This window comes from Terasakiella sp. 4MB5A (assembly GCF_050058155.1).
Taxonomy (GTDB): domain Bacteria; phylum Pseudomonadota; class Alphaproteobacteria; order Rhodospirillales; family Terasakiellaceae; genus Terasakiella; species Terasakiella halodenitrificans.
Map to the genome: position 1 here is coordinate 3,145,562 of NZ_CP188815.1, position 12,572 is coordinate 3,158,133.

At 48.2% G+C, this 12,572-nt stretch carries 11 protein-coding genes; 7 read left to right on the forward strand and 4 right to left on the reverse strand.

Features of this window, described 5'->3' with window-relative positions; genetic code table 11:
• Positions 1–127: 127 nt before the first annotated feature.
• The 6 genes from ACI0FF_RS14810 to ACI0FF_RS14835 all read left to right on the forward strand — a co-directional run bounded on the left by ACI0FF_RS14810 (position 128) and on the right by ACI0FF_RS14835 (position 7,570).
• A complete protein-coding gene (locus ACI0FF_RS14810; protein WP_419797559.1) occupies positions 128–1,000 on the forward strand; it encodes a MurR/RpiR family transcriptional regulator in 873 nt (290 codons plus the stop codon).
• Between the two features lie 35 nt (positions 1,001–1,035).
• Complete coding sequence (locus ACI0FF_RS14815) at positions 1,036–2,367, forward strand: aspartate aminotransferase family protein (RefSeq protein WP_419797560.1); 1,332 nt, start codon at positions 1,036–1,038, stop codon at positions 2,365–2,367.
• 4 nt (positions 2,368–2,371) lie between these two features.
• Positions 2,372–3,205 carry a 3-keto-5-aminohexanoate cleavage protein gene (locus ACI0FF_RS14820; RefSeq protein WP_419797561.1) on the forward strand — a complete coding sequence of 278 codons (834 nt, stop codon included), beginning with the start codon at positions 2,372–2,374 and terminating at the stop codon, positions 3,203–3,205.
• 251 nt (positions 3,206–3,456) lie between these two features.
• Positions 3,457–4,434, forward strand: a complete 978-nt coding sequence (locus ACI0FF_RS14825; RefSeq protein WP_419797562.1) for a TAXI family TRAP transporter solute-binding subunit — start codon at positions 3,457–3,459, stop codon at positions 4,432–4,434.
• A 105-nt stretch (positions 4,435–4,539) separates the two neighbouring features.
• A complete protein-coding gene (locus tag ACI0FF_RS14830) occupies positions 4,540–7,140 on the forward strand; it encodes a TRAP transporter permease (protein ID WP_419797563.1) in 2,601 nt (866 codons plus the stop codon).
• A 1-nt stretch (position 7,141) separates the two neighbouring features.
• Positions 7,142–7,570 (forward strand): universal stress protein, encoded by a 429-nt coding sequence (locus tag ACI0FF_RS14835; protein ID WP_419797564.1) that lies wholly within the window; start codon positions 7,142–7,144, stop codon positions 7,568–7,570.
• Positions 7,571–7,649: 79 nt separating this feature from the next.
• Here ACI0FF_RS14835 and ACI0FF_RS14840 read toward each other — a convergent pair whose 3' ends face one another.
• Both ACI0FF_RS14840 and ACI0FF_RS14845 read right to left on the reverse strand, forming a co-directional pair.
• Positions 7,650–8,270 carry an indolepyruvate oxidoreductase subunit beta gene (locus ACI0FF_RS14840; protein ID WP_419797565.1) on the reverse strand — a complete coding sequence of 207 codons (621 nt, stop codon included), beginning with the start codon at positions 8,268–8,270 and terminating at the stop codon, positions 7,650–7,652.
• The gene (locus ACI0FF_RS14845) at positions 8,260–10,116 is read right to left on the reverse strand and encodes a thiamine pyrophosphate-dependent enzyme (RefSeq protein ID WP_419797566.1); all 1,857 of its coding nucleotides are present in this window, start codon (positions 10,114–10,116) and stop codon (positions 8,260–8,262) included. Before ACI0FF_RS14845 ends, ACI0FF_RS14840 begins: the two co-directional genes overlap by 11 nt.
• Positions 10,117–10,529: 413 nt before the next feature.
• Here ACI0FF_RS14845 and ACI0FF_RS14850 point away from each other — a divergent pair, with 413 nt between their 5' ends.
• Positions 10,530–10,961, forward strand: a complete 432-nt coding sequence (locus ACI0FF_RS14850; protein ID WP_419797567.1) for a hypothetical protein — start codon at positions 10,530–10,532, stop codon at positions 10,959–10,961.
• Here the strand turns inward: ACI0FF_RS14850 and msrQ are convergent.
• Together msrQ and msrP are read right to left on the reverse strand one after the other, a co-directional pair.
• The gene (gene msrQ / locus ACI0FF_RS14855) at positions 10,951–11,565 is read right to left on the reverse strand and encodes a protein-methionine-sulfoxide reductase heme-binding subunit MsrQ (RefSeq protein ID WP_419797568.1); all 615 of its coding nucleotides are present in this window, start codon (positions 11,563–11,565) and stop codon (positions 10,951–10,953) included. The two genes, ACI0FF_RS14850 and msrQ, sit on opposite strands and share 11 nt — an antisense overlap.
• On the reverse strand, positions 11,565–12,509 hold the full coding sequence (gene msrP / locus ACI0FF_RS14860; protein WP_419797569.1) for a protein-methionine-sulfoxide reductase catalytic subunit MsrP: 945 nt from the start codon (positions 12,507–12,509) through the stop codon (positions 11,565–11,567). The genes msrQ and msrP overlap by 1 nt, the downstream gene beginning before the upstream one ends.
• Positions 12,510–12,572: the final 63 nt, after the last annotated feature.

Consider the following 12,572-nt stretch of genomic DNA (forward strand, 5'->3'; position numbering starts at 1 on the left):
AGAGACTTTGATCTCCCCCCTTTATTGCAAAAACAATCGCTTCATATAAAATATTTTTGAAACAATTGTTGCAATACTAAAAACTTGTCGCTAATCTTTTGAGGATCACATGTAAAGGTGTCCCTTAATGACGTATGACGAGCTTTTAAAACGCATTAACGAAAGCTACCAGAATATGAGCCCACAGGTTCAACTGGCTGCGCGTTACGTAATTGATAATGCCGAGGATGTCGCTCTTGTCTCCATGCGACAACTTGCCAAGGAAGCCAACGTCCACCCCACAACGATGGTACGCTTGGGACAATTTTTGGGGTTTGAAGGCTTCAACGACATGCGCGATCTTTTTCAACATCGCTTGCGCCTGTCCCCGGAAGATTATGTCGGACGTGCACGAGGTTTACAACGTCAAGCCGGTCATGCCTTTGAATTAATCGAGGAAATCGAAGAAACATCAAAGAAAAACATTCATCGTACCCTGCATGGGATTGGCGCAGATATCCTCGATGAAACGGCTGATTTTTTACTCGATGCCAAACGAATTTATGTCATGGGGATGCGTATATCTTTCCCGGTTGCCTTTGCTTTTTACTATGCTTATTCCATGTTTCGGTCCAACGCCCATTTAATCGACGGTAAAGCCGGAATTGCCGCAGATACCCTGCGCGATATTGGGGCGGGAGATGTGCTGTTTGCGATTTCCAACACACCTTTCAGCCGGGAAACCGTTCAGGCAGCACAATATGCCCGTAAAAAAGGGGCAACGATTGTTGCAATTTCCGACACGGAAATTTCCCCCATTGTCAGCCCTGGGGATCGTAATCTTATGATCCGCAATGTATCACCGACATTTTTCCCTTCTGCCAGCGCCAGTATTGCACTGGTAGAAAGCCTAATCGCCATCATGATTTCAAAAGGTGGCGAAGAACTAGTCGAGACTGTCGCCCAAAGTAAAGAACAACTCGATCAATTTGATGCCTATTGGGAAGATCAACCCCGATAGCCCCCCCCTCCAACTTTCGATAAGGATGACCAGCGATGGCAACACATGTCTTTCATCGCAGTTTAAAAAGTAAACTCCCCCTCGCCGTTCGCGGTGACGGCCCCTATATTATCGACGAAAACGGCAAACGATATCTGGACGCCTCCGGTGGTGCCGCTGTTTCCTGCCTTGGTCACAGCAACGAAGCCGTTTGCGCTGCCATTCACGCACAAGTCGATCAATTGGCCTACGCCCATACCGGATTTTTTTCCTCCAAACCGGCAGAAGACCTTGCCGATTTTTTAATCGCACGCGCACCGGGCAATATGGAAGCCGCCTATTTCGTTTCCGGCGGATCCGAGGCTGTGGAAACCGCCCTTAAAATGGCACGTCAGTATTTTCTGGAAATCGGGCAACCTGAACGCAAACATTTTATCGCACGCGGACAAAGCTATCATGGCAATACGCTTGGTGCCTTATCCGTTGGTGGGAATCAATGGCGTAAAAAACAGTTTGCCCCCTTGCTGGTTGAACAGGGACGTGTCTCCCCTTGCTATCCTTACCGGGATCAAAAACCGCAAGAAAGCGAAGAAGAGTATGCAACTCGCCTTGCCGATGAACTTGAAAACGAAATCAAACGTCTCGGGGCTGAAAATGTCATCGGGTTTGTTGCGGAAACCGTTTCCGGGGCCACATTGGGCGCACAAACCGGGGTAAAAACCTACTTCCAAAAAATTCGTGACATTTGTGACCGCTACGACATCCTGCTGATCCTTGACGAAGTCATGTGCGGCATGGGACGGACTGGCAGTCTGTTTGCTTATGAACAGGAAGGCATCATTCCCGATATTGTCACCATTGCCAAAGGATTGGGCGGTGGTTATCAACCGATTGGGGCCACATTGGTTTCAGACAAAGTCTATCGCGCTTTTCAACAGGGCTCTGGCGTTTTTATGAACGGGCATACCTATCTCGGGCATCCAATCGCTTGTGCTGCCGCCTTGGCCGTTCAGAAAGAGATCGAAAAACACAATCTGATCGAGAACGTTCAAAAAATGGGGAACTACTTGGATAAGAAACTCCATGAGGCCTTCGACAAGCATCCACACGTTGGCGACATTCGTGGACGTGGCCTGTTCCGCGCTGTCGAATTTGTCGAAGATAAAAAGGCCAAGACGCCATTTGATCCTGAATTTTCTTTAAATATCAAACTCAAGAAAGCGGCAATGGATTTAGGTATGATTTGCTACCCCAATGGCGGCACAATTGATGGGCGACTTGGCGATCATGTTTTGCTTGCCCCTCCCTTCATTGCAGATGAAGCCTTAATCGACGAAATTGTATCACGCTTGGCTCGCGCCCTTAACCGTGTCACCGGGCGGGAATAGTCTCATGAAAAACGATATGATGCTGTGCGTCGCCCCAAATGGGGCACGCCTTGGCAAGGCAGACCACCCCGCCCTACCCATCACCCCTGACGAACTGGCCGATTGCGCCGAAGATTGCGCAAATGCCGGGGCGGCAATGATCCACCTGCATGTGCGCGATAGCGATGAGCGTCATATTTTGGATGCGGGACGTTATAAGGATGCCATCCGTGCCATCCGTGATCGTATGGGAGAGAACATTGTTATTCAGGTGACGACCGAGGCCGTCGGACAATATCAGGCAGAACAACAGCGCGATATTGTCCAATCCCTTAAGCCGGAAGCCGTTTCCTTGGGCTTGCGTGAACTATTACCTGAAGGGGCCGATGAGCAAACCTTTGCCAAATTCTGGCAATGGATGGGGAAAGAAAAAATCTGGCCGCAGATTATCCTTTACGATAAAAACGATATTCAACGCCTTCTGGCCTTACGCAACAAAGGTATTTTTGGACAAGGTCACCTTTCCATCCTGATCGTTCTGGGGCGTTACGGAAAACAATTGGCAGAACCCAAAGACCTCCTTGATCCTTATCACCTGATCAAAGATCAACCCGGTCTGGATTGGAGCGTCTGTGCCTTCGGTCAACATGAAAATGCTTGCATCTCAATCGCAGCTGCACTTGGTGGTCATGGTAGAATCGGGTTTGAAAACAACCGGCTATTGGCTGACGGAACAACCGCGCCTGACAATAGCGAGCTGGTCGCACAGGCCGCCCTCAGCGCACGATTAACAGGCCGCCAACCAATGAGCGCAACCACTTTACGATCCTTGCGCATTGAACGACCAAATGGAGAATAAAAAAATATTTTTCAAAGAGATGTTGAAATATTTGTTTTGATAGTCATTTGAAAGAAACAACTGTTGCAGTTCTATTTCAACTATGCTTAGGTATTACCATTAATAATTCAAAAGCAAAAATGCTTTTCGTCCGGTTAGGGCAATAAACAACCAAAGTCATACTGAAACGGCGTAACGAAATGCCATTTCAGATAAAGGCCCGTGAAAACGGGCATAAGTCAGGATTCATATCCGAAACGGGAGAGTTAAATATGATCTTTAAAAAAGCCTTTGTTGCAACAGCTGCAGTTATTGGTTTCGCTGCTGCATCTATGGGGGTTGCTCAGGCAGAACAAAAATTCATCACAATCGGTACAGGTGGCGTAACCGGTGTTTACTATCCGACCGGCGGTGCGATTTGCCGTCTGGTGAACAAGGATCGTAAAACTCACGGTATCCGCTGTTCCGCAGAATCCACGGGTGGTTCTGCCTACAACATCAACACCATTCGTGCCGGTGAATTGGACATGGGTGTTGCCCAGTCTGACGTTCAATATGCCGCTTATAACGGTACCGCGAAATTTGAAGAATCTGGTCCGTTCAAAGAATTGCGTGCTGTTTTCTCTGTACACCCGGAACCTTTTACGGTTATCGCGCGCGCAGATTCGGGTATCAAATCTTTTGCTGATTTAAAAGGTAAGCGCGTTAACATCGGTAACCCTGGTTCCGGTCAACGTGAAACCATGGAAGTTTTGATGAAAGCGATGGGTTGGACCAATGATGATTTCTCTTTGGCATCCGAACTCAAAGCGGCTGAGCAATCCAAGGCCCTGTGCGACAACAAAGTTGATGCTATGGTTTATGTTGTTGGTCACCCGAACGGCTCTATCAAAGAAGCAACAACATCTTGTGACAGCGTTGTTGTCAACGTTGGCGGTCCCGCTGTTGAAAAACTGGTTGCCGATAACCCTTACTACCGTATCGCCACTATTCCGGGCGGTATGTATCGCGGCAACCCGGAAGATACCAAAACCTTTGGTGTCGGCGCAACGTTCGTTTCTTCCACAAACGCACCGACAGACACGATTTATCAGGTTGTGAAAGCCGTGTTTGAAAACTTCGATCAGTTCCAAAAATTCCACCCGGCATTTGCGAACCTGAAAAAAGAAGAAATGGTCAAAGATGGCCTGTCCGCACCGTTGCATGATGGCGCAGCTAAATACTACAAAGAAGCTGGTCTTCTGAAGTAAGTATATGCTTTAAATGCGAACAAAAAGGGGGAGCTTGTGTGCAAGCTCCCCCTTTTTTCCATCTACAGTCGCGCAGATCGTTTTTGACGCAAAGGAGTATTCGCGATGGGTCAAAATACAGAAAATACAAATCCGGCGATGAGTGCCGAAGAACTGGTTGCCGAAGCCGATACAGGCGGGCGCCGTCCATTTGGGCTTGCCGGACAAATTTTATTATTCACCGCCCTCGGCTGGTCAATCTTCCAAGTATGGTACGCTTCACCGTTACCCTTTATTTTCGGGGTTGGGGTTTTAAATGATACCGAAGCCCGCGCCATCCATTTGGCAATAGCCGTCTTTTTATCTTTTACCTCATTTCCCGCAACCAAACATTCCCCCAAGTCTTATATTCCCATCCAAGACTGGATCATGTCCTTGATCGGTGCTTTTTGCGCCGCTTATTTATTCCTTTTCTACAATCAACTGGCGGACCGCCCAGGTAACCCGACGCAATTTGATGTCATTGTCAGTGTGACTGGTATGATCTTGTTGCTCGAAGCCACCCGGCGCGCTTTGGGCCCACCCTTGATGGTCGTGGCTTGTGTCTTTTTGACATACACTTTTGCCGGTCCTTATATGCCTGATGTGATTGCCCACCAGGGGGCCTCTCTTAATAAAGGGATGTCACACTATTGGCTCGCAACCGAAGGTGTGTTTGGTGTTGCTCTTGGGGTTTCGACCTCAATGGTCTTTCTGTTTGTCCTGTTCGGCGCCCTTTTAGAACAAGCCGGTGCCGGCAATTATTTTATCCGTGTGGCCTTTGCCCTGATGGGACATATGCGCGGTGGTCCGGCCAAGGCAGCCGTCGTTTCCTCTGCCATGACGGGTATGATCTCGGGTTCCTCCATCGCCAACGTTGTGACCACCGGAACGTTCACCATCCCCTTAATGAAAAAAGTCGGATTTTCGGCTGAAAAGGCCGGTGCGGTCGAAGTCGCCTCCAGTACCAATGGTCAACTAACCCCACCGATCATGGGGGCTGCGGCCTTCCTGATTGTGGAATATACAGGCGTTCCTTTTATCGACGTTATCAAGCATGCCTTCTTGCCTGCGGTTATTTCCTATATCGCCTTGGTCTATATCGTTCATCTTGAGGCGATGAAAGCCAACATGCAAGGTTTGCCACGTATTCATAAAATCGGTTTGAAAGGCAGTTTGATCGGTGCCCTCAGTATCTTTATTATTCTGGGTGGACTGATCTGGATTATGCCGCCCTTGCTGGGATGGGTCAAAGTCATGGCCGGGGACGCAACAGGTTGGGTGGTTGCCCTTGGACTGGCGATTATCTACATCGCTTTGGTCAAATTTGCCGCACGTTACCCGGAACTGGATACAACACCGGAAATTAACGAACTTCCGCCTGTTGGCCCGACCGTCAAAGTCGGTTTGTACTTCCTGTTACCTGTTGTGGTTTTGGTCTGGTGTTTAACGGTTGAACGTATGTCACCGGGATTATCCGCCTTTTGGGCAACCGTCTTTATGATGTTTGTCGTCATCACACAACGCCCGCTGATGGCATATTTCCGTAATAATGGCGATAATGTCCAGACGGCCTATAAAACCGGTTTGTCTGATTTGTTCAATGGCATGATTTCCGGTGCGCGTAATATGATCGGGATCGGTGTCGCAACTGCTGCCGCCGGGATCGTAGTGGGCACTGTCACCCTGACAGGGATCGGCCTTGTGATGACAGAATTTATCGAACTGATTTCGGGCGGTTCTGTTATGCTGATGTTGATCTTCACCGCCATTATCAGCTTGATCCTCGGTATGGGTTTACCGACAACCGCCAACTATATTGTTGTGTCTTCCTTGATGGCGCCAGTGATTGTGGCATTGGGGGCGCAAAGCGGCCTGATCGTCCCGCTGATTGCCGTTCATCTGTTCGTCTTTTACTTCGGCATTTTGGCCGATGATACGCCCCCTGTCGGATTGGCCGCCTTTGCCGCGGCTGCCATTTCACAGGGCGATCCGATCCGAACGGGTTTGCAAGGGTTCATGTATGATATCCGAACGGCCATTTTACCCTTTATGTTCATTTTCAACACTGAATTGTTGATGATCGGGATCACGGGGCCCTTCCATCTTATAACCGTGATTGTCGTCGCAGTCATTGCGATGCTCACCTTTGCGGCGGCAACACAAGGCTATTTCCTTGTCAAAAGCAAGATTTGGGAAACAGCCACCTTGTTACTCATTGCCTTCACATTGTTCCGCCCTGCCTTTTGGCTGGATATGATCATCCCGCCTTATGAAGAACGTCCGGGTACGGAATTAATGAGTTTGGCAGAAGGCGTCAAAGATGGCGGAAGCCTGACCATTCAAATCAATGGCATCGACCTGCAAGGAAACGATGTTTCCAAAGCTGTCATGATCCCGATGGGGCCCAAAGCCAATGGTACGGATCGTCTGAATTTTGCGGGTATTGAACTGCGCAATGAAGACGGTAAGGCCATTGTCGACAATGTCATGTTTGACAGTCCGGCCGCCAAACTGGGCGTTGATTTCGATTTTGAAATCAGTGGCGTTCAGGTGGAAACAGACCGACCGACCAAGCAAATCATGTTTATCCCTGCATTTGTGCTGCTGGGGCTTGTTATTCTGGCGCAACGTGCGCGTCGTCGAAAAGAAGTCCCTTCATCCGCAGCCCGCGCACAAGGAGCGTAAAATGTATAAAGATATCCTCCTCCCCATCGATTTGGCAGAACCAAGTTCCTGGCACAAAACACTGCCAACTGCCATTGAGATGTGCAAAACTTTCAACAGTAAACTTCATGTGATGAGCGTGGTGCCGGACTTCGGCAGCTCGCTTGTTGGGTCTTTCTTCCCAAAAGGTTTTGAAGCCAAAGCACTGGAAGAAACCAAAAAAGTCTTAAAGCAATTTGTGGCAGACAACATCCCAAAAGACATTGAAGTCCAGCGCGTCATCGCAAACGGGACTGTCTATGATGAAATTTTACGGGTCTGTCATGATGTCGATATTGACCTAATTATCATGTCCGCCCATCGCCCTAAACTCGAAGACTACCTGCTTGGTCCCAACTCCGCACGGGTTGTGCGTCATGCGAAATGTTCCGTTTTCGTCGTTCGCGATTAAGGCGGTAAAGCAAATATCAAAAAAGCCCATTGCATCCTTTGCAATGGGCTTTTTCTTTGGACACTTTGCCTGTCGGTTTTTAAGCCGCGCTTTGGGCTGATTCTGCAGCGGCCTTGCGACCCGCTTCAAAAGCCTTATCGTTAAGTTCAGCCAGTTCAGGTTTTTTCTGGCGGAAACGTTCCACAATAATGTCTTTCAGAACCTGTGCATCAAACGGTAAATGTTCAAAAATCGCCCCCATCAAAATAGTGTTGACCAGACGCATTTCCCCCAATTCACGGGCAATTTCACCGGCATCAAAGTCGTAAACTTCCACCCCATTTTTGCGCATTTCTTCAACAGGGTCATCGGGATATTCAAACAGACCGACATTCACCACCGGTGGGCGGATCCGGGATGTATTGACCATCGCAACACCACCCTGTTTTAAATGTTTGGCCCAACGCATCGCTTCGGCGGGTTCAAATCCGACCAAGATATCCGCATCCCCTTTGGGGATCGCTGGTGAAAGGACCTTCTCGCCAAAACGAACGTGCGAAGTCACAACCCCACCACGCTGCGCCATACCGGCAACCTCGGTTTTTTTCACATCCATACCCAATTGAATGGCCGCCATCGACAAGACTTCAGACGCCGTCATCACCCCTTGTCCACCAATGCCACAAACGAGGATATTGGTTAATTCCACCTTATTGGACATTTTTGGCTACCTCCAGAAAGCTAACAGGTTTAATCACATCAGGACCACAGGTACTGACACACAGATTACAGCCTGTACAAGCCGTTGTTTCGATCTCGACATAGGCTTTTTCGACCTCTTTACCAGATTTGCGTGTTTCGATTTCACGATGTGTCACGATAATCGCCGGACAGCCTGTACTCAGACAGTTGGCACAACCCGTACAGCCATCGATCACTTTCAATGGATTTTGCCGTTTAAAGCGCGTCGTCAAAACACAAGGCTGATCGGTAATAATAACTGAAGGTTCGTCCTGATTAATTTCTTCCTTAATCGTCTTGAACATGGTCGGCATTTCATAAGGGTTCACTCGACGAACACGATCTGGATTAACGCCAAGGGCCACAACGATTTTTTCAAAATCGGCACGTGGGGCTTCATTGCCATGAATATCAAACCCGGTTCCGGCATGTTCCTGCCCGCCCGTCATACCTGTCGTACGGTTATCCAGCAACATCACAGTGACGTTTCCGCGATTATAAATCACATCCAGCAACGGTTGCATGCCCATATGCAGGAAGGTTGAATCCCCGATCACGGCAACAACAGGCTTGTCTTTATCTTCTTCCGATGCTCCTAGTGTCATGCCCAGCGCCATAGAAATAGACGCCCCCATGCAGGTGGTTGTATCCAATGCTTTCCACGGATGACCGGCCCCTAATGTGTAACAACCGATATCGCCTGCGATGCGGATTTTCTTATGTAATTTGGACAGACAATAATAAGGCGACAAATGCGGACAGGCCACACACATGGTTGGCGGGCGCGGGAAAACCGGCAAGTCAGGATCAGCAAGGTCATCCACGTTCTCGCCATATAATTCGCGAATGGGTTTGTCCAGAATCAGGGGGCTGAGCTCACCTGTTTTCGGCAAGACATCCTTGCCATGTACAGTCACACCAGCCGCTTTCAATTCCGTTTCTACCAAGGGTTCAGTTTCTTCAACCACAACCAGTTTATCCACTGTTTCACCGAACGCGCGGATCGCATCAATCGGCACCGGATAAGACATGCCCATCTTAAAGACAGGGGCATCCGGAAAGGCTTCTTTAACATGCAGATAAGCCGGGCCGGAGGTCACAAACCCGATACGTTTATCGCTGCCTTCTTCAATACGGTTCAAATCGCATTCATTGACATAAGCTTTCAAGATCACGTCACGTGACCCTTGCGCTTTCAACAATTCCTTGGCGTGGGTCGGTACCATGACCCACTTGGTCGGGTCATCCAGAAATCCTTTATGTTCATAAGTCTGGCGTTCCCCGACAGTCACAAGACCTTTCACATGACAGACACGTGTTGTCATACGAATAATCACTGGAATACCGAACTTTTCAGACAGTTCATAGGCACGAATAGCCATTTCATAGGCTTCTTGAGAATCACAAGGTTCCAAAATCGGCAGATGGGCAAAACGGCCCCAAAAACGTGTATCCTGTTCATTCTGCGATGACGATAACCCCACATCATCAGCAACAGCAATCACCAGTCCCCCATTTACCCCGGCCAATGTTTGTGACATCAGCGCATCAGAGGCAACATTGACGCCAACATGTTTCATCGCACAGAAAGATCGGGCCCCCACGACACAGGCCCCGATGGCAACTTCCAAAGAGACTTTTTCATTCACCGACCATTGGGCATGGATATCTGGATAAAGGGCGAGATTTTCCAGTATTTCTGTTGACGGCGTCCCCGGATAGGCCGTCGCGACCTGAACACCGGCTTCCCAGACACCCCGCGCTAGGGCTTCGTTACCGGACAACAAATGCCTGCTGTCGGCGATGGCTTTAACAATTGCGTTCACGTTTTTGCACCTGACTCTTTTTAAATTCCTCACTAAAAGAAGCACGCCTAGCGCACCCCCTCGCAAGGCAAGATACGATGAAAACGTCATTTTTCGCAATTTTTTTGTAATTTTATTTTCTTAAAATATTGAATAACGAACAAATAAAACAAAGTGTTACAAATTATTCCATTAATCGCACATTGATGTTACATATTTTGGAATGATTACATTTCGTCACACATGCAACTACTTTCATTACATATGCCGAATGAACGGGCATAACCCCCAAATAGGTCATGACTGCTTACCGATTCTCGCACGCTTTGCCCACCATACGAACCCACATAAATACAAGCCTCGAGAAAGTATTTGATAATAATTATCAATTGCATTATTAAAGAAAGAAGAACTTCTCCCAATAAGGATATGCCATGTCCCATCCCTATAATCACCATACCATCTCGCTTAGTGATACACTGGCATTGCGCATTTTACGCGCTTGCCCACGTGCCGCCGCTTCCATGAATATGGCCCCGCAGGAATGTAAATTGTTATGTGAGTTCCGCCTCGAACTGGCAAAGACCAGCCGCACCGCACTTGAACTTTCTCATATGAATACGCCCTGCATTTCCAGTCATGAGCGCTGCATTCTTAATGGATTGGCTGCCGTTCAAAATAACAGACAGGATCGTTTTTTACATATTTTGGAATGGCTGGTCCCGGTTTGGGCACAAGAGAGCGTCCAACAAAAATTTCAAGTAATTGCCCATCTCCTAAGTATTCATAAAATTCACCTGAGCCTGCCCACATTGCCTTCCCCACCCTCAAGCGAAACGGTGGAGCTTCGAACCATTAACGGATAGATTTAGCCAGTTGAAAACTATCCCCATAGCGTCGATAGAGGCGTTCCCCTAATAAAAAGAGTAAAATTCCTGCATAAATCAAGGGTTCCCGCACATCGGCTTTGACCAACAGATAGAAATGGACAACACCCATAATTGCGATGGGATAGACAAGTTTATGTAGTTTCTTCCAACGCGCCCCACCCAGTTTACGCACCATAATTTTGGGGGACGTCACCGCCAAGGGGATCAACAATAAAAGGGCTGTCATCCCAATGGTGATATAGGGGCGTTTAACAATATCTTTCCAAATGGTCGCCCAATCGAAGAAATGATCAATGCCGATATATACCGCCAAATGTAAAAAGGCATAGAAAAAGGCAAAAAGACCGATCATCCGGCGATAGCGCATAACCCATGCCCAACCCATCAGGCGACGTACTGTGCTGATCGCCAAGCCCAGCAATAAAAACCGCAAGGTCCAATCCCCAAGATCGCGCAGGATCGTTTCAATCGGGTTTGCCCCCAATGTGCCCGTAAAAATGCCATAGACCAACCAGAGCGCCGGAAGCAGACACCCCAGAAAGACAAACGGTTTGATCGGTATTTTCCTTTTTACTGCCATTAGTAATTTTTCCTCAGGTCCATACCTTTATAAAGATCGGCGACTTCTTCCGCATAACCGTTAAACGCCAATGTCGGGCGGCGGAAAAATTCACCGATACGGCGTTCCTTGGCTTGCGTCCAGCGTGGATGGTCCACATCAGGATTGACGTTGGCATAAAAGCCATATTCACTTGGCGCCTGTTGCATCCATGTAGACGTCGGCATTTTATCGACAAAACGAATACGCACGATGGATTTAATGCTTTTAAACCCATATTTCCACGGCACAACCAGACGGATCGGCGCGCCATTTTGCGGGGGCAACTCTTCGCCAAAAATTCCAGTTGCCAGTAATGTCAGGGGGTGCATGGCTTCATCCATACGCAAACCTTCGGTATAGGGCCACGGAATGATCGGATATTTCTGCCCTGGAAACTGTTTCGGATCAACAAGAGTGGTAAATTCCACATACTTGGCTTCGGTTTTCGGGTCAAACTTTTTCAACAGACTAGCCAGCTCCACACCCACCCACGGGATAACCATAGACCACGCTTCCACACAGCGCATGCGATAGATACGTTCTTCCTGCTGATATTGCCCCATCAGATCTTCAATACCGATTTCACCGGGGTTGTTGCATAAACCGTCAACCTTAATGGTCCAAGGCTTGGGCTGAAAATCACCAGAATTATCCAAGGGATCACCCTTGCCTGTGCCAAATTCATAAAAATTATTGTAACCGGTGACTTCATCATATTTGTTTAGTTTTTCATCGGTACTGAACGGGCTTTTAACGATCCCCTCAATCTTTTGCGGCAAATAAGCCTGTGCCGATGTTGGCAAAATGGCCGCAGCGCTTAGCGCCAGTGTCGCTTTTAAAAAATCGCGTCGCTTCAGGTAAGCGGCTTTGGACGTAATTTCAAAAGATTTGGGGTCGCTTGCAATCGTGTGTTTAATCAACATATCAGTACTCACATAAATCGTTACCGGTTTCTTATAGTAATATGGTAATGATTTGCGCGCGCC